At 71.2% G+C, this 18938-nt stretch carries 11 protein-coding genes; 10 read left to right on the top strand and 1 reads right to left on the bottom strand.

What is annotated here, in order from left to right:
* Positions 1 to 137 precede the first annotated feature (137 nt).
* Complete coding sequence (locus AB0F10_RS16780) at positions 138 to 1319, bottom strand: acyl-CoA dehydrogenase family protein (protein WP_360624928.1); 1182 nt, start codon at positions 1317 to 1319, stop codon at positions 138 to 140.
* A gap of 323 nt (positions 1320 to 1642) precedes the next feature.
* Here AB0F10_RS16780 and AB0F10_RS16775 point away from each other — a divergent pair, with 323 nt between their 5' ends.
* The 10 genes from AB0F10_RS16775 to AB0F10_RS16730 all read left to right on the top strand — a co-directional run bounded on the left by AB0F10_RS16775 (position 1643) and on the right by AB0F10_RS16730 (position 18937).
* Entirely contained in the window at positions 1643 to 2536 is an 894-nt protein-coding gene (locus AB0F10_RS16775; RefSeq protein ID WP_360624925.1) for a fatty acid desaturase family protein, read from the top strand.
* 2 nt (positions 2537 to 2538) lie between these two features.
* A complete protein-coding gene (locus AB0F10_RS16770) occupies positions 2539 to 3453 on the top strand; it encodes an arginine deiminase family protein (RefSeq protein ID WP_360624922.1) in 915 nt (304 codons plus the stop codon).
* Complete coding sequence (locus AB0F10_RS16765) at positions 3453 to 7232, top strand: amino acid adenylation domain-containing protein (protein WP_360624919.1); 3780 nt, start codon at positions 3453 to 3455, stop codon at positions 7230 to 7232. Before AB0F10_RS16770 ends, AB0F10_RS16765 begins: the two co-directional genes overlap by 1 nt.
* Before the next feature lie 20 nt (positions 7233 to 7252).
* On the top strand, positions 7253 to 8548 hold the full coding sequence (locus AB0F10_RS16760) for a condensation domain-containing protein (protein ID WP_360624916.1): 1296 nt from the start codon (positions 7253 to 7255) through the stop codon (positions 8546 to 8548).
* 117 nt (positions 8549 to 8665) lie between these two features.
* Positions 8666 to 9352 (top strand): Type 1 glutamine amidotransferase-like domain-containing protein, encoded by a 687-nt coding sequence (locus AB0F10_RS16755; protein ID WP_360624913.1) that lies wholly within the window; start codon positions 8666 to 8668, stop codon positions 9350 to 9352.
* Positions 9353 to 9452: 100 nt separating this feature from the next.
* Complete coding sequence (locus tag AB0F10_RS16750; RefSeq protein ID WP_360624910.1) at positions 9453 to 10604, top strand: serine hydrolase domain-containing protein; 1152 nt, start codon at positions 9453 to 9455, stop codon at positions 10602 to 10604.
* Between the two features lie 164 nt (positions 10605 to 10768).
* Positions 10769 to 15781 carry an amino acid adenylation domain-containing protein gene (locus AB0F10_RS16745; protein WP_360624908.1) on the top strand — a complete coding sequence of 1671 codons (5013 nt, stop codon included), beginning with the start codon at positions 10769 to 10771 and terminating at the stop codon, positions 15779 to 15781.
* Complete coding sequence (locus AB0F10_RS16740; protein WP_360624905.1) at positions 15781 to 17094, top strand: MFS transporter; 1314 nt, start codon at positions 15781 to 15783, stop codon at positions 17092 to 17094. The genes AB0F10_RS16745 and AB0F10_RS16740 overlap by 1 nt, the downstream gene beginning before the upstream one ends.
* Position 17095: 1 nt before the next feature.
* Positions 17096 to 17719 carry a GNAT family N-acetyltransferase gene (locus tag AB0F10_RS16735; protein ID WP_360624931.1) on the top strand — a complete coding sequence of 208 codons (624 nt, stop codon included), beginning with the start codon at positions 17096 to 17098 and terminating at the stop codon, positions 17717 to 17719.
* 39 nt (positions 17720 to 17758) lie between these two features.
* Positions 17759 to 18937, top strand: a complete 1179-nt coding sequence (locus AB0F10_RS16730; protein ID WP_360624902.1) for an alpha/beta fold hydrolase — start codon at positions 17759 to 17761, stop codon at positions 18935 to 18937.
* The last annotated feature ends 1 nt before the right edge of the window (position 18938 follow it).

The raw sequence follows: 18938 nt of genomic DNA, 5'->3' as shown, positions 1-18938 counted from the left end.
GGCGGGCACGCCGGTGCCGGGTGGGGGCTGCGGTCCGCTCGCGGCACGGAGAGGCCGGCGTGGGTGCGCAGCATGGACATGCCCCGCCAGATCCGTTCGAGACGCTGCCCTCGAGCGGATCTGGCGAAGGGATCGGATCAGATGTAGGCCGTGTTGGAGTCCAGCCCGCAGACGATCCGGCCGTAGAGCTCGAGGTTGGTGTTCGGGTGCAGGATGGCGTGCAGGTTGAGCACCTGGATGTCCCGCAGGATGCGCTGGATCGGCACGTCGCGGTAGATCGAGGAGCCGCCGCTCGCACCGTCCAGGATCTCGATCGCCTCCTTGGCGCGCTGGCACGCGGCACCCAGGTCGAGCCGGACCCGGGCCCGTTCCTCCAGGGTCCACGACTCGCCGGCCTGCCCCTTGGTGTCGATCATCGTCGCCGCGCGGTGGGCGTGGAACCCGACCTCGTCGATCCGGGTGATCGCCGCGGCGACCTCCAGGTGGGTGATCGGCGCCTCGGCCTGATTCTCGTAAGCGGTGTAGGTGATCTTCCGGCCGGGCAGCCGCTCGAGGAAGGCGTCCTTCGCCGCCAGGGCTAGGCCCAGGGCGGGCGCGCTCACCGTCGAACAGGCGGTGGGCATGAATGGAGCCTGGTAGATCGCCGCGTTCGCGTTCAGTACGGACTTGTGCTGGCCCTGCAGCACCGGCCCCATCTGTAGCACCCGCTCCGCGGGCACGAAGACGTCCTTGGCGATCGTGGTGACGCTGCCGGAGCCGCGCATGCCCGAGGTGTGCCAGTCATCGATGATCTGCAGGTCCGCCATTGGCACGGCGATCATGACCGGGGCGAAACCGCCATCCCCGGTCGGCGTGACCGCCGCGTTCGTGTTCCACGTGCTCTGCTGCGCCCCCGAGTTGAACGACCACTTGCCGTTGACGAGGTAGCCGCCGTCCACGGGCACGGCCATCGCACCGGGGCTGAGGATGCCGCTGATGCGAATATCCGGCGTCGTGAACACCTCGTCCTGCACCTCATCGGGGAACAACCCCATCATCCACGTGCTGATCTGCCAGACCGCGACCGTCCAGGCGGTCGATCCGTCGCCCCGGCCGAGCTCCGCCAGCACGTCCACGACCGTGCCCATGTCGGACTCGTAGCCGCCGTAGCGGACCGGGACGCGCATCTTCAGGATTCCCGCGCCGGTGAGCGCGTCGATGACGTCGTCGTGGATCCGCCGGTTCTCGTCCATCCAGACGGCCCTGTCGCGCAGCAGCGGGACCAGCTCGGAGGCACGTCGAACAAGCTCGTCCCTGGGCGGTGCTTGGGTGATCTCCATGGTTTTCTCCTCAGCGGGCGTCGCGGTGCGCGGCCATGCCGGACGACATAGACAACCCTTCGAAGGCTGTCAACCCGGTCACCCGGCGGCATCTTGGCGGTTGCTGCGCGGTGCGCCGGCGGAGCCACGGCCGACATCAGCAGACCCGACAGGGGCGCCCCCCGAGCAAACCGGGATAAGACTGCACCGCAACGCCGACATAGCTTCGGGACGACGACGCATCTCGATCGTCGGGAGAAGGGATCGCGGTGCCTACAAGTGTGAATGCCCCCCTGACAAGGAGGTCGGCTGTTCCGCCCGAAGTGAGTTCCCTGATCAGGCCCATGTCCCGGCGGGACAACTGGCTCAACTGGCTGTTCCTGGCGGGCGACTGGTCCCTCATCGGCGCGGCCGTCGCGGTGCACCTGCTGAGGCCCGGCCTGGTGACCTATCTGTTCGTCCTGGTCGTCATCGGCAGCCGGATGCGCGCACTGGCGAACCTGCTCCACGAGGCCGCGCACTTCAAGCTGTTCCGCAACCGCCGCCTGAACAACCTGGCCGGCCGCGCGCTGTGCGCATCTCCCATCTTCGTCGGCTACGGAAGATACGTCGCCGACCACAAGCTGCACCATCGCAACCTGTGGAAGAACGCACAGGACCCCGATCTGGCCCTTTACGAGCTGACCGGGACGGTGGGCGCCTCCAGCAGCCGGATGTCCTTCACAAGGTTCGTGTTCGTCCACGTCGTCCTGGTCGTCGTCCCGGTGATGCCGTTGTGGCGTCTCTTCCGGGAGTCGCTGCGCGACCGGGCCAAGCTGGCGACCGCGTGCCTGCTGATCGCGGCCGGGGCCGTTCTGACGGCCACCGGCCCGGCGGTGCTGACCGACATCTTGGTGTACTGCTGGATCATTCCCTGGTTCACCGCGTACCAGAGCATCACGTACTGGGCCGAGCTCGGGGAGCACGGCGGACTGAAGGTCTACGGCGGGGACTGGGGCAGCAGGAACTGGCGCGGAAACATCGTGACGCGCTGGGCGATCGGCTCCCACTCCGACGACATCTACCACCTGCTCCACCACTGGTTCCCGTCCATTCCGCACTATCGACTGCGGTCGCTGGACCGGGTCTGCCGGTCCCGCTGGTTCGAATACGGCTCTCAGGCACGGTGCGACGGCTTCTTCCTCGGCAACCGGTGGAAAACGTCGGTGCTTCGTGACATCTGGCTCGGAGGGAAATAGCAATGACCAACGACACCTTTACGGATGCGGTCGGCGCACCGGGCGAAACGCTCGTGGACGCGGTCGCCGACGGGCGGTTCGGGGTGCGGTCGATGATCGCGCCACTGCGCCGGGTGCTTGTCCGCCGTCCCTCGACGACGGGCGACTTCGCCACGGCGGAATGGCAGCGGCCCGATCCGGAGTTGCTGGTCCGCCAGCACGAGGACTTCTGCCGGCTGCTCGCCGACCTGGGGTGTGAGGTGGAGTTGGCCGACACCGCCGAGGGCATGGTCGATGCAACCTTCATGAAGGACCCGGGCCTGGTGATCGGCCGGGGCGCCGTGGTGTTCCAGATGTCGAAGCCGGTTCGGCGCGGCGAGTCGGTGCTGTTCGCCGAGGCGCTGAGGGCCGCCGGGGTGCCGATCACGGCCGAACTGTCCGGTGCCGCCCGGGCCGAGGGCGGCGACATCCTCTGGCTGGACCCCGCCAATGTGCTGGTGGGCCGCGGCTACCGGACGAACCCCGAGGGGGTACGGCGGCTCCGGGACATCTTCCGCGACGAAGGCGTCAGCGTGCGATCCGTGGACATGCCGCACGACCGTGGTCCGCTGCACGTACTTCACCTCACCTCGGTCGTCTCGCCGGTGGCCGACGACCTCGCCGTGGTGTACCTGCCCCTGGCGCCCGTGCCCCTGCTGGAGGAGCTCGAGGCGCGTGGGGTGCGCGTGATCCCCGTGCCGCCCGACGAGTACGAGACGATGGCCAGCAATGTGCTGACCGTCCGTCCCGGTGTGGTCGTCATGGTGGCCGGGAATCCCCGTACGCAGGCGGCGCTGGAAGCCGCCGGCTGCGAGGTGCACGTCTACGACGGCTCGGAGATCTCGGTGAAGGGGACCGGCGGGCCGACGTGCCTGACCGGCCCGATCTGGCGCGACTGATGAGCGACGAGGTCGGTGAGACGCTGCCGCGACTGCTGGAACGGCAGGCGGCGCGGACGCCGGACGCCACCGCGGTGATCTTCGGTGCCCGCAGGCTCTCCTACGCGGAGCTCGACCGCCGGGCCAACCAGCTCGCCCGGCATCTGGTGACACTGGGCGCCGGCCCGGAGCGGCTGGTCGCGATCGCGTTGCCGCGCAGTGAACGGATGATTGTCGCGGTGCTGGGCGTGTTGAAGGCCGGCGCCGCGTACCTGCCGGTCGACCTGGACTATCCGGCCGAGCGGATCTCTTTCATGCTGGCCGACGCCGCCCCGGTGCTGTTGATCACGGACACCGAGGCCGGCGTGCCGCGGGCCGGTGGACCTCCGGTCGTGGCCCTCGACGACCCCGGGACGCTCGCCGTCCTGGCGGGCCTGCCGGGAACCGCCCTGGCCGATGACGAGCGGGTCGCCCCGCTCCGGCCGGACCACCCGGCGTACGTCATCTACACCTCCGGCTCCACGGGCACGCCTAAGGGGGTCACTGTCGCCCACCGCAGCGTCGTCAACCTGGTCCGCTGGGCGGCGGCCGAGTTCACGCCCGAGGACCTGTCGCTGGTGCTGGCCGCGACGTCGTTGAGCTTCGACGTCTCGGTGTTCGAGATCTTCAGCCCGCTCGCGTGGGGTGGCAGTCTCGAGATCATCCGGAATCTGCTGGAGCTGGCCGACCGGCCGGGCGGCCCGTGGCAGGGCAGTCTCCTCACCGCGGTGCCGTCGGCGATCTCCCAGCTGCTCGGCACGCCGTGGGCGCCCGTCAAGGTGCGGAAAGTGCTGCTGGGCGGCGAGGTATTGACGGCGCACGCGTGTGCGAACGTCCGGGCCGCGCTGCCGCAGGCGGAGATCGTGAACGTCTACGGCCCGACGGAATCCACGGTGGACGCCATCGTGCGGCGGGCCGTCGCTGAGGACATCGACGCCGGCGAGGCCCTGCCGATCGGGCAGCCGATCGCCGGCACGCGGGTGTTCGTCCTGGATGACGGGCTGCGACCGGTCGAGCCGGGAGTGGCGGGGGAGCTGTACCTGGCGGGCGCCGGTCTGGCGCGGGGATATCTGAACCGGCCGGGCCTGACGGCACAGCGGTTCCTGGCCTGCCCCTTCGCGTCCGGTGAGCGGATGTACCGCACCGGTGACCGGGTGCTGTGGCGGGCGGACGGGAACTTGGAGTTCGTCGGCCGGGTGGACGACCAGGTGAAGGTCCGGGGGTTCCGGATCGAGCCGGGTGAGATCGAGGCGGTGCTGGCGGCGCAGGCGGGGGTGGCGCAGGCGGCGGTCGTGGTGCGGGAGGACCAGCCGGGGGCCCCGCACCTGGTGGCCTACGTCGTGCCGGAGCGGGGGGTGGCGATCGACGCCGCCGGTCTGCGTGAAGCGGCCGCGTGCCGGCTGCCCGGGTACATGGTGCCCGCCGATGTGGTGCTGCTGGCGGAGCTGCCCCTGTCGGCGAACGGGAAGCTGGACCGGCGGGCGTTGCCGGAGCCGGACGCCAGGGCCTCCGCCGGCGGGCGGAATCCGGCGTCCCCGCGGGAGGAGATCCTGTGCGAGTTGTTCGCGGACGTGCTGGGGGTCGACCGGGTGGGAGTGGAGGACAGCTTCTTCGCCCTGGGTGGGCACTCTCTGCTGGTGGTCCGGCTGATCAGCCGGATCCGGTCGGTGCTCGGCGTGAAGGTCGGGGTCCGGGCGGTGTTCCGGAATCCGACAGTGGCGGCGCTCGCGAAGGTTCTGGGCGAGACTGGCAGCCCCTCGCTGCCCCTGGTGGCGACGGCCCGGCCGGAACGAGTGCCGTTGTCGTTCGCCCAGCAGCGGCTCTGGTTCCTGGCTCAGCTCGACGGCCCGAGTGCGACCTACAACATTCCGGTCGCCTGGCGGCTGACCGGCCGGCTGGAGGTGGCCGCGCTGCGGTCGGCCCTGCATGACGTGGTCGGGCGGCATGAGTCGTTGCGGACCATGTTCTCAGTCGCCGGTGGCCAGCCGCAGCAGCGGATCGTGGACATCGCCGCGGCGGTGCCGGAGGTCATGGTCGCCGCGACAGATCCGGCGGGTCTGCCCGCGCTGCTCGACGAGGCGACGCGCCACGTGTTCGACCTGACAGTCGAACTGCCGGTCCGCGCGTGGTTGTTCCAGCTGTCGCCCGGCGAGCACGTGTTGCTGCTGCTGACCCATCACATCGCCTTCGACGGCTGGTCGATCGGCATCATGGTCCGGGACTGGGCCGAGGCCTACCGTGCCCGCGCCGCCGGGCGGGCGCCCGGGTGGAGCGAGCTGCCCGTGCAGTACGCGGACTATGCGGTGTGGCAGCGGAGCCTGCTCGGGGACAGCCAGGACGCGGACAGCATCCTGGCCGCCCAGGTGGCCTACTGGACGTCGACGTTGCAGGGTTTGCCCGACCAGCTCGACCTGCCCTACGACCGCCCGCGACCGGTCGAGTCCACTCACCGTGGCAGCACTGTGCCGATCAGCGTGGACGCCGCCTTGCATGGCAAGCTGCTGGCGGTGGCGCGCGAGCATGGAGCGACCCTGTTCATGCTCCTCCATGCCGGCCTCGTGGCCCTGCTGAACCGGCTCGGGGCGGGCGCGGACATCCCGGTCGGTACGCCGGTGGCCGGTCGCACCGACGAGGCGGTGCACGATCTGATCGGTCTCTTCGTCAACACGCTGGTGTTGCGGGCGGACGTCAGCGGCGCCACGAGTTTCACCGAGTTGCTGACGCGGATCCGTGAGACGGACCTGGCCGCCTACGATCACCAGGATCTGCCGTTCGAGCGCCTGGTCGAGATCCTCAACCCGGCCCGCTCGGCCGCCCGGCACGCGCTGTTCCAGGTGATGCTCGTCTCCGACAACACCGGCAACCGGCCGTGGCAGGTGCCGGGCCTGCGGAGCGAGATCGAGCCGGTCGGTCATGAGACCGCCAAGTTCGACCTCATTCTCGCCGTCCGCCAGGAGCATGCCGCCGACGGATCGCCGGCGGGCATCCGTGGTGCCTTCGAGTACTCCCTGGACCTGTTCGACGAGGAAACCGTGCGGGCGATGGCCGACCGGCTGACGCGGTTGCTGAGCCAGGCTGCCGAGAACCCGGCTCTGCCGGTGAGCGACCTCGACATCCTGTCCGCCGCGGAGCGGCAGCGGTTCCTGCACGAGTCGACCGTCGGTCGGCTGGCATCCGACGCGACGCTGCGGAAGGCGCTGGAGCGCGACGAGTTCGGCGCGGGCCGGCCGGCGGCGGACGCGCGGGTGTATGTGCTGGACGGGCAGCTGCGGTTGATCCCACCGGGGGTGGCGGGGGAGTTGTACCTCGCGGGTACGGAGCCGGTGTGGGCTGACGAGGACCGGCCGGGGTTGACGGCACAGCGGTTCGTGGCGTGTCCCTTCGGCTCCGGCGAACGCATGTACCGCACGGGAGAGCCGGTACGGTGGCGCGCGGACGGGACGCTGGAGTTCGCCGGCCGGGCCGATGACCCGGAGTCCCCGCCGGACCTCGATGCGGCGGCCGGCGACCACGACCAGGCGTCGCCGCAGGAGGAGCTCCTGGGTGAGCTGTTCGCGCAGGTGCTCCGGGTCGACCGGGTGGGAGTCCGGGACAGCTTCTTCGACCTGGGCGGCCATTCCCTGCTGGCGGCCGTTCTCGTCGCACAGCTGACGGCGCGCTTCGGTGTGGAACTGCCCCTCAAACATTTCTTCAAGGACCCCACCGTCGCCGCTGTCAGCGAATATCTGGAGAGCAGCCTCCGCAACGGCGGACCGCGTTGACCCGCCCGCGGATCTACCCGATGAGCCGCGAGCAGGAGTCACTGTGGCTCGACGATCTGATCTGGGACGGGCAGTCGATTTACTTGGAGTCCTGGGCCTGCCGGATCACCGGGAGTCTCGACGTCGCCGCGCTCGAGTGGACGATCGGCCAGATCGTCTCACGTCATGAAGTGCTGCGCACCCGGCTGACCGAGCGGGCGGGCGAGCCGGTCCAGATCGTCGCCGCGCCGGCGTCCGTCCGGCTGGCGCAGCTGTCCTGCCCGCCGGCGGAGCTTCCGGGCGCGCTGAGCCGGATCGTCGCCGAGCCGCTCGACCTCGACGAGACACCGATCCGGCCCTGGCTGGTCCGGGTGTCTCCGGCGGAGGTCGTCCTGGTGGTGCAGCTTCATCACGCCGTGATCGATGACTGGTCGCTGAACGTCTTCCAGCGCGAGCTCATGCACCTCTACACGACCCGGCTGCTCGGCCGGCCGCCCGTTCTGGAGCCGTTGCCGATGCAGGCCGGCGACTTCGCCGTCGCCCAGCAGGCCGAGGGGCTGGACCCGGCGGACGTCGGGTACTGGCGGGAGCGCGTGCGGGCGGCACCCCGGTCCTTCCCGATCCCGCCGGACCGGCCCGGCCCGGAGGACCTGCCACACCGTGCCGGGCGGCATGTCCTCACCCTCGGTCCCGAGCTGGGCCGGGCGGTCCGTGCCGCCGGCCGGACTCTGCGGACCACTCCGTTCACCGTGTTCGCCGCAGCGATGGCCGCGCTGTTGTGGCAGTACGGTGAGTCCGACGAAGTGATCTTCGGTACGCCGGTGTCGCTGCGGGGGACGGCCGCCGTCGACGGCATGATCGGCTTCCTCTGCAATATGCTGCCGCTCCGGCTGAGGGCCTCGCGGGCCACGTCGTTCCGGGAGCTCACGAGGGCCACCAGGGCCGAGGTCCTCGGCGCGATGGCCCATCGCACGGTTCCCTTCTCCCACCTCGTCCGGATGACCGGACGTGAGGCGGAAGACGGCCAGCGGCCCCTGTGCGATGTGATCCTGGTGGTCGACGACATGAGTTGGGAACCGTTCTCCCTCCCGGGGCTCACCGCGGAACGGATCCACATTGCTCCCGCGCGAGCCAAGTGCGCTCTCATCGTCAGTCTGGTGGCGGGTGAGGACGGCGGTTACACGGGACTCTGCGACTACGACGCCGATGTCTACGAGGCCGCCACCATCGCTCGGGTGACCGGCCGGTACGCCGCGCTTCTGGCGCACTGCGTCGCGGCCCCGGACGAGCCCCTGGGACGGCAGCAAGGCTTGGTCGAGCAGCCCGGCGGTCGTTGACGGCTTCGGTGTCGTCGTTGATCGTCGGTTGGCGAGGGAGTCCGATGGATTCCCGCCGCTGACCGTGAACGAGAACAGTGTCGCCGCCCTACGGCGGTCCGAGCAGAAACGGTCCTCATGAAACTTCTCCTCACCTCGTCCGGCATCAGGAACCAGAGCATCGCCGGCGCGCTGACCGACCTGTTGGGCAAGCCGATCGCCGAGTCCAGCGCCCTGTTCGTGCCGACCGGCATCTACCCCTTCCCAGGCGGTGCCGGCAGGGCCTGGGAGGCGATGTCCGGGAAGGCTCGCAGCCCCCTGTGCGACCTGGGCTGGAAGTCCCTGGGAATGCTAGAGCTCACCGCGCTGCCGACCATCCGGGAGGAGAACTGGATCCCCTCGGTCCGGGAGGCCGACGCCCTGCTCGTCTGGGGCGGTGACGCGCTGTACCTGACCCACTGGATGCGTCAGTCCGGCCTGGCCGATCTCCTGCCGTCGCTGCACGATTCGGTCTACGTGGGGGTGAGCGCCGGGAGCATCGCGGTGACCGCGTACAACTGCGACGCGGAGTTCGACCTGGAGTTCGTGCCCGATGGCAGCGACAGGGCGCAGGGCGCCGACCGGGCGCTCGGGCTGGTGGACTTCACGCTGTACCCGCATCTCAACCACCCGGACATGGCCGACACGACCCTGGCGAATATCGAGAAGTGGGCGTCCGGGATCCCGGTGGCGACCTACGCGATCGACGACGATACGGCGATCAAAGTCGTCGACGGCACTGTGGAGGTCGTCTCCGAGGGGAACTGGAAGCTTCTGAACGGTTGATTCACCCCGCCACTCAGCAGGTACGCTCGCGCTGCGGGCGGACGAGTTGAGGGGGCAGGCGATGGCTGCTGGCGGATTCTCGGCCAGACGACTGACGCGGGTGCGTCAGCTGCTCGAACGGTACGTCGATTCCGGCTACGTCCCCGGCATGCTGGCTGTTCTCGCCCGCCACGGCCAGGTGCACACCGAGGCGACGGGCAGTCTCGCGTTCGAGGGCGCCGGGGCCGGGGTCCCGATGGCGGGCGACACGATCGTCCGCATGACCTCGATGACCAAGCCGATAGTGGCCGCGTGTGCCATGACCCTCGTGGAGGACTGCCTCCTGCGCCTCGACGACCCGGTGGACGACCTCCTGCCGGAGCTGTCCGGCATGCGGGTGCTCACCGATCCGGGCGGATCCCTCGAGGACACCGTTCCGGCGGCACGGCCGATCACCCTGCGGGACCTGCTGACGCTGACCCTCGGCACCGGCATGGTCCCCGCCGAGCCGGGAACCGTCCCGATCAGCGACGCCCTGGTCGCCCTGGGCGAGCCGTCGCTGGACGAGTGGGTGGGCCGGCTCGGTGCCCTCCCGCTCGTTCATCAGCCGGGCGAGCGCTGGATGTACGAGACCGGCTCGGACGCGACGGGTGCGCTCATCGCCCGGGCCACCGGCAAGTCGTTCGGGGAGGCCCTACGCGAGCGGATCTTCGAGCCGCTCGGGATGAAGGACACCGCCTTCAGCGTGAGCGCGGACCGCCTCGATCGGTTCGCGACGGCGTACGAGGCGGACGACGGCCCCGCCGGTGAGGCACGGGTCGCCGACGGTCCCGACGGGCTGTGGAGCACGCCGCCGGTGTTCGAGGGGGGTGGCGGCGGGCTCGTCTCGACCGCCGACGACTATCTCGCGTTCGCGTCGGCGCTGCTCGCGGGCGGTACCCACCGGGGTGAGCGGATACTCTCGCGGCCTTCGGTGAGCCTGATGACCAGTGATCATCTGACCCCGGCCCAGCGGGCGGTCTCCGGCTTCGGGCCGGGATATTTCGCCACGACGAGCTGGGGTTTCGGCCTGGGCGTGGTCACCCGTCGCACCGACCTCGGCCCCTCGGCCGGCAGCTACGGATGGATTGGCCTGTACGGGACCGCCTGGTACAACGATCCGGCCGAGGACCTGTCGGCGATCCTCATCGTGCAGCGGGCGCGCGCGGGCGATCCCCGGCGGCCGATGCGGAAGGACTTCTGGACTGCCGTCTACCAGGCCATCGACGACTGATCCCGGCCGTTCGTGGCCGCCGGCCGCCCTCAGCACTGGGGGAGATGGTCGTGGCCGCGGACTCTGCGAGGCTCCCAATGAACCGTGGTCGGCGACCTGGCAGCTGATTCGCTGATCTCAGCACCGGCGCGGTTCGATCTGGACCCTGCCGGAATGAGGAAGCCGTGGCTCATCGATTCAACGTCGAGGACCTGTCTCCGGTCGGCGAGTACGGGACACTGACGGCGACCGAGCGGCACCAGCTCCTGTACGGGTGGAACGACACCGCCCGGCCGCTACCGGCACAGACGCTGCCGCAACTCCTGGCGGCACAGGCGGCACGTACCCCGGATGCGCTCGCGGTGACCTTCGAGGGCCGCAGCAAGCTGTCGTACCGGGAATTGCACGAACGAGCCGGGCGGCTGGCCCGGCAGCTGATGACCCTGGGCGCCGGGCCGGAGAAGATCGTCGCGGTCGCGCTGCCACGCGGCGAGTCTCTTGTCATCGCCCTGCTGGGCGTGCTGCAGGCAGGCGCGGCCTATCTGCCGATCGACCCGGACCACCCCGCCGGCCGGGTGGAGTTCATGCTCGGTGACGCCCGTCCGGTGTTGCTGCTCACCGATGCCGCCACCGCGACGGTGTTGCCGGCCACCGCCGGTCTGCCCGTCGTCCTCGTTGATGATCCCGCGGTATCGGCGCCGCCGGCCGCGGCAGCCACCGGCACCGGTCGCGCGCGACCTCTGCTGCCCGGCCACCCCGCGTACGTCATCTACACCTCCGGCTCCACCGGCCGGCCCAAGGGTGTTAGCGTCTCGCACTCGGCCATCGTCAACCGCCTGACCTGGATGGACAACGAGTACGCGCTGTCGGCGGACGACCGCGTGCTGCAGAAGACCCCGTACAGCTTCGACGTGTCGGTGTGGGAGTTCTTCTGGCCCCTGTTCACCGGTGCGGGGCTGGTGCTGGCCAGACCGGGCGGCCACCAGGATCCCGCCTACCTCGCCGAGCTCATCGAGAACGCCGCGGTGACCACCGTGCACTTCGTGCCGTCCATGCTGGACGCCTTTCTGGCCGCCGGCGGTGCCGCGCGGTACGGCACCGTCCGGCGGACGTTCTGCAGCGGTGAGGCGCTGCCCGGGCGGCTGGCCGCTCGTTTCCTGCGGGAGACCGGGGGTTCGCCCCTGCACAATCTGTACGGCCCGACCGAGACAGCGGTTGATTCCACCTTCTGGGCCTGCACGGCCGGCGACGGCCGGCAGGCGCCCCCGATCGGCCGGCCGATCGCGAACACCCGGGCCTTCGTGCTGGACAGCGCGTTGGAGCCGGTTCCGGTCGGGGTAACCGGCGAGCTGTACCTGGCGGGCGCCGGGCTGGCCCGCGGCTACCTGCGCCGGACGGGGCTGACCGCGGAGCGGTTCGTGGCGTGCCCGTTCGGTGCGGCGGAGCGGATGTACCGGACCGGGGATCTGGTGCGATGGCGTGCGGACGGGAATCTCGAGTTCCTGGACCGCGCGGACGACCAGGTGAAGATCCGCGGGTACCGGATCGAACTGGGCGAGGTCGAGGCGGTGCTGGCGGCCCAGCCGGGAGTTGCGCAGGCGGCGGCAGCGGCGCGGGAGGACCCGTCGGGTGACCGCCGGCTGGTGGGCTACGTGGTGCCGGCGGCACACGCGAAGCTCGACCCGGCCGGGGTGCGTGCGGCCGTGGCGCGGGAATTGCCCGGACACATGGTTCCGGCCGGTGTGGTGGTGCTGGCGGCGCTGCCGTGGACGACGAGCGGGAAACTGGACCGGCGGGCGCTGCCGGCGCCGGAGTTCGAGGCCCCGGCCGGCGGGCGGGCGCCGGCGTCGCCACGGGAGGAGATCCTGTGCGAGCTGTTCGCGGACGTGCTCGGGGTCGACCGGGTGGGTGTCGAGGACAGCTTCTTCGCCCTGGGCGGGCACTCCCTGCGGGCGGCCCGGCTGATCAGCCGGATCCGGTCGATGTTCGGCGTGGAGGTCCCGGTGCGGGCGCTGTTCCGGAATCCGACGGTGGCATCGCTGGCCCCGGTCCTGGACGGCGCTGGCAGCGCCCGGGCACCACTAGTGCCCGTCCGCCGGCCCGAGCGTCTGCCCCTGTCGTTCGCGCAGCAGCGACTGTGGTTCCTGGCCCGGCTCAACGGCCCGAGCACGGCGTACAACATGCCGTTCGCCTGGCGGCTGCACGGCCGGCTGGATCCGGGCACGCTGAGGGCGGCACTGCATGACGTGGTCGGGCGGCACGAGTCGCTGCGCACCAACTTCCCGGTGGCCGGCGGTCAGCCGTACCAGCGGATCGTCGATGCTGCGGACGCGGTGCCGGAACTGACGGTGGCGGAGGCGGACCCGGCGGCGCTGCCCGGCCTTCTGGACCGCGCCGCGCGGCACGTCTTCGACCTGGCGGCGGATCTGCCGGTCCGCGCCTGGCTGTTCGAACTGGCGCCCGACGAGCATGTGCTGCTGCTGCTAACCCATCACATCGCCTGTGACGGCTGGTCGATGGGCATTCTGGTCCGGGACCTGGCGGAGGCGTACCGGGCCCGGGCCGGGGGCCGGGCTCCGGACTGGACCGGGCTGCCGGTGCAGTACGCCGACTACACCATGTGGCAGCGGAGCCTGCTCGGTGACGGCCTCGACTCGGACAGCCTGCTGGCCGGCCAACTGGACTACTGGAGTTCGACCCTGCGTGAGCTGCCCGATCAGCTCGAGCTGCCCTACGACCGGCGGCGCCCGGCCGACCCCACCGACAGCGGCGGCACCGTCGGTTTCGACCTGGACGCCACACTGCACGGCGCGTTGCTGGCGCTGGCGCGTAAGCACCAGGCGACCCTGTTCATGGTGCTGCATGCCGGGCTGGTGGCCGTGCTGTCCCGCTCCGGCGCGGGCACCGACATTCCCATCGGTACGCCGGTGGCCGGCCGCAGCGACGAGGCGGTCCACGACCAGGTCGGCTTCTTCGTCAACACCCTGGTCCTGCGCACCGACGGGTCCGGCAACCCGAGCTTCGCCGAGCTGCTGGCCCGGGTCCGCGAGACCGACCTGGCCGCCTACACCCACCAGGATGTGCCGTTCGAGCGCCTGGTCGAGATCCTCAACCCGGCCCGGTCGGTGTCCCGGCACTCACTGTTCCAGGTGATGCTCGTCGCCGACAACGCCGTCACCCGCAACTGGCAGCTGCCGGGCGTGCGGATCGAGCCCGAGCCGCTCGGCCACGAGACGACCAAGTTCGACCTGTCGCTGTTCATCCGCGCGCAGCACGCCGCCGACGGCTCACCGGCCGGCGTCCGCGGCACCTTCGAGTACGCGATGGATTTGTTCGACGCGGCAACGATCGAGACGCTCGCGGACCGGCTGCTGCGGTTCCTCGGGGAGGCGGTCCAGGATCCGTCCCGGCCGGTCGGGGACTACGAGGTCCTGACCGGCGCCGAGCGGCAGCGGATCCTGCACGACTGGAACGACACGGACCGGCCCTTGCCGGCGCTGACGGCTACCCGGTTGTGGGACCAGCAGGCGGCCCGGACTCCGGAGGCCACCGCGGTCGTCTGCGGCCCGAGGCGGCTCTCCTACACCGAGCTGGACCGCCGCGCCAACCGGCTGGCGCGCCGCCTGATCGGGCGGGGCGCCGGTCCGGAGCGGACGGTGGCGGTCGCGCTGCCGCGGAGTGAGCTGATGGTCGTCGCCCTGCTGGCGGTGGTGAAGACCGGAGCGGCCTGTCTGCCGGTCGACCTCGACAGCCCGGCCGCGCTCCTCGCGTCCATTGTCGCTGATACGCGTCCGGTGCTCCTGATCAGAGACACCGCGGCCGAGTTTGCAGGCGCTGACGGCGTGCCGGTTGTCGACGCCGGCGAACCCGCCCTCGAGGCGCTGCCGGCCGGTGCGGTCACCGACTCCGAGCGCACCGCGCCGCTGCTGCCCGCGCATCCGGCCTGGATCACCTGCACCTCGGGCTACACGGGCGCCCCGAAGAGCGTCGTCGCCACTCAGCAGGGCGTGGTCAACTACTGTGCCTGGGCACGCGACACGTACCGCGTCGAGCCGGGCAGCATTGCGCCGGTGCGGGGCCCCTACCTCGACTCCGTCCTGGTGGCGCTCTCGGGTGGGGGAACGGTCTCGGTGACCCCGGACGGCGCCGGCTCCCCGGACGGGACGGCGGGCCGAGTGTCGCCGCTCCGGCTGCTGCCGTCCGAGCTCCGGGCGGCGGCCGGGCCGACAAGCCCGTCGGTGACGGCCGTGACCGGCGGTGAGGTGTTGCCGTCGGCGTCGGCGCGGAGCTGGTCGCAGACGGGTGCCGAGGTCTTCAACGAGTACGGCGTGGCCGAGTGCACGGCCGGCAGCGTCGTCCACCGGGTCGGTGACGCACCTGACGTGGTGGTGCCGATCGGCCGGCCGATCGCGAACACCCGGGCCTACGTGCTGGACGGTGGTCTGCGGCCGGTGCCGGTCGGGGTCGTCGGGGAGTTGTACCTGGCGGGTGCCGGCCTGGGCCGGGGTTACGTACGCCGGCCGGGGCTGACCGCGGAGCGGTTCGTGGCGTGCCCGTTCGGCCGGGGCGAGCGGATGTACCGTACCGGTGATCTGGCGCGGTGGCGCACGACCGGCGACCTGGACTTTTTGGGCCGGACGGATGACCGGACGACGATCCGGGGGTTCCGGATCGACCTGGGTGAGATCGAGGCGGCGCTGGCCGGCCAGGCCGGAGTGGTCCAGTCGGCGGTGACGGTTCGGGAGGACGAGCCCGGCGACCGCCGAGTGGTGGCCTACGTGGTGCCGGCCGCGGAGGCGACGGTCGATCCGCGCGGGCTGCGGGAGGTGGTGGCGCGGCACCTGCCGGAATTCCTCGCGACCACCGGCGTGGTGCTGTCGGCGACGCTGCCGACGACGGCGAACGGCAAGCTGGACCGGTGGGCGTTGCCGGCTCCCGGCCCGCAGGATCGGGCCGGTCCCCCGGAGCCCGCCTCCCCGCGCGAGGAGCTCCTGTGTGGACTTTTTGCGCAGGTGCTCGGCATCGAGCGGGTGGGTGTCCAGGACAGCTTCTTCGACCTGGGCGGTCATTCCCTACTGGCCGCCGTCCTCATCACCCAGGTCGCGGAGCACTTCGGGTTGGAGATGCCCCTCAAGGACTTCTTCAGCGACCCGTCCGTCCGGGCCGTCGACCACTATCTGACCGCACGGGAGTTGTGATGCCAGCGGTTCAGCAACGGCCGTCGGCGGACTTCCGGCTCTACTTCGCGGGACGGTTCATCAGCGACATCGGATCGGCGTTCACCACGTTCGCCATTCCGCTGTTGATCTTCACGAGAACGGGCTCGTCGGTCGGCCTCGGCCTGTCGCTGGCTGTCTCACTGCTGCCGTACCTGTTGTTCGGGTTCGTCGCCGGCGCTGTCGTCGACCGCGTCGACCGGCGCTCGATGATGATCGGCATCGACCTCGCCCGCGCGGCCCTGCTGGTGTCGCTGCCGCTGATCGCGCTGGGCGACGATCTGAATCTGTTCTGGATCTACGCCGTCGCGTTCCTCGGCTCGACGCTGCAGATCCCGTTCACCGCCGGGCAGTTCGCGAGCGTCACGCACCTGGTCGGAAAGGACCACCTGGTCACCGCGAACGGCCGCCTCCAGGCGGCGACGTCGCTGGCTCAGATCGCCGGCCCGGTGCTCGCCGGCATCGCGGTCGCCACGATGCCGGTCGTCGACCTGCTGCTGATCGACGCGGCGACCTTCGCGCTGTCGGCGGCTGCCCTGGCGCTGATCAGGGTGAGCTTCAACGACGTCCGGCCGCCCGGCGAGGGGCCGCGCCGGGTGGCGGTGCTGCTGCGCGCGTTGCGAGCCGACATCCGGGAGGGCCTGACCTACGTCTGGCGTAACCCGTTGCTGCGCAGCATCGCGGTGACAATGGCGGTGGTCAACCTGTTCGCCTCCACCACCCTCGCCCAACTCGTCTTCTACGCCAAACGCCAGCTCTCGGCCGGCAACGGTCAGGTGAGCCTCCTGTTCGCCGCCGGCGCCGCCGGGGTGATGCTGGTGTCGCTGGCGGCCGGTCGCCTGCGACGCATCCGGCTGGGTGTGCTCCTCGTGGCGAGCCTGGCCCTCAACGGCATCACGGTTGTCGGGCTGGGGCTGACCTCGACCTACGCGATCGCGATCGTCCTCTGGGCAGTCAACAGCGCGGTGAGCGTGCTGTTCAACATCAGCACGATGACCCTGCGCCAGCAGATCGTCCCCGACCGTCTGCTCGGCCGGGTGATGACGGTCTCCATGGTGCTGGCCTGGTCGGTGATCCCGATCGGGGCCCTGGCCGGCGGTTTTGCCGTCGCGCAGGCCCGCATCGGCCCGGTCATGATCGGGATCGGCGTGGTGATCGTCCTGACCGCCGCCGTCGCCGCGGGTTCGCCGCTGGGACGGGCCCGGCTGGCCTCGGACGAGCGTGCCGCGCCGCCGCAGACCGCGCCAGGCAATGCCAATGAAACCGTGTCAGGTCGGAGGACGGCCCGTGAGTGAGATGTTCCTGGTGGTCCGCAACGACGAGGACCAGTATTCGGCCTGGCCGCAGGCCCGGCCGGTGCCGGCGGGCTGGCATCCGCTAGGTGTCGCCGGAGAGCTGGACGACTGCCTGGCACAGATCCGGCGGGTCTGGACCGACCTGCGACCGCGCAGCGCCCGCCGGACCGAGACGGGGCCTGCCCGCACCGTCCACGACACCGGACGGCTCCAGCTCCGCCAGGTACTGCCGGCCGAGATGTCCTGCCGGCGCGTCGACGGCCACCGGCACGCCGACTGGGCGCCCGGCTACCTACCGGCACCCACCCGTTCCCGAGCCCCGGCCGACCTGTACGAGCTCGTGCTCACGTCGACCGGCAGCGTGATCGGCGACCTCGGGGTTACGCCGGCCGCGACCGGCGCCCACGAGCTCTGCTACGCGCTGGAGCCGCTGTCACGCGGCCACGGCTACGCCACCGAGGCGGTGGACGCGCTGGCGGCCCGGCTTCTCGCCCAGCCCGGTGTCTCCGGGGTGACGGCCACCGTCGGACGGGCCGATGCGGACGCCGCCGGTGTCGCCATTCGCGCCGGGTTCAGCCTGGCCGGCAGCGGCGACGGGCCACGTGTCTTCCGCCGGTCCGCCTGACCGCATCGCTCCCGCATCCCATCACGAGGAGGCAACTGCGTGACCGACGCCACGATCCGATCCGACCGCTGGATCCAGCGTGCCCAGCCACGCCCGGACGCGCCGATACAAGTGGTGTGCCTGCCCAGCGCGGGCGCCGGCCCGAGCATGTACGGCCGGTGGGCGGCTGCGCTGGGCGACCGCGCCGAGGTTGTCGCAGTGACGCTGCCCGGCCGGGAGGGCCGGTCGACGGAGCCGGCCTCCCCCGACCTGCACCTGCTCGCGCGCCAGATAGCGGTGGCTCTGTTACGCACATTGGACCGCCCGTATGTGTTGTTCGGGCACAGCATGGGCGCGCTGATCGCGTATACGATCGCGCGGGTGCTGCCAGAGGCCGGTGGGCCGGCGCCGGCCCGGCTGGTCATGTCCGCGGCTCGTCCACCGGACCTGCCGCTCCCGGCGGCGGTGGCCACCGGCAGTGACCAGGAGCTGGTCGCGGGTCTGCGCGAGCTGGGCGGCATGCCGGACGAGGTCCTGGCCGACCCGGACTGGCTTGCGATGCTGCTCAAGCCGTTGCGCACCGACCTCGCCGCGGTGGACGCGTTCCGGCCGCTGCCCGGAGGTCCGCCGTCGTGCGCGGCGGTGCTGGTGGCCGGTGACGGCGACGACCACGCGCCGCCTGCCGTCGTGGCCGGCTGGCGGCGCTTCCTCACCGCCTCGGCACCCGTGTACGCCCTGCCGGGCAACCACTTCTACCTCCGGGAGCCGGCCAATGTGGCGGCCCTGGGCGCGATAGTGCTCGGTGCCCCCGGCCGGCCCCACCCGGCGCCGTACGACGGCTGCACCATCGAGCCGTTCGACGGTGACCAGGCCGCGCTGGCGGCGCTCAGGGCAACCCGTCCGCACGCACCGGCCCCGCCGGCCCTCGATCCAGGTCATGACCTGCTCCGGGTGGCCGTCCGCGACGGTGACCAGCTGGTCGCCTACGCGGAATGCGGCGTGATCGGCGACGAAGAGTGTCACGTCTGGGGCCTCCTGCACCCGGCCGTCGCCCGGCGCGGGATCGGCGGGCTGCTGCTCGGCGAGTGCCGGGCGTACGCCGCCGCCCTCGGCCGGAAAGTGCTCGTGACCACCGTCGACGGGCACGAGGGCTCGGCACCGTGGCTTATCGCCCACGGCTTGCGCCCGGAGCGATCCGTGGGCGGCCGGGCGACGTGGCAACTGCGAATGGAAGGCTGAC

The organism is Actinoplanes sp. NPDC026623, assembly GCF_040638275.1.
Taxonomy (GTDB): Bacteria; Actinomycetota; Actinomycetes; order Mycobacteriales; family Micromonosporaceae; genus Actinoplanes.
Note: the sequence above shows the minus strand (reverse complement) of the source record. Positions and strands in the feature narration are given on the sequence as shown.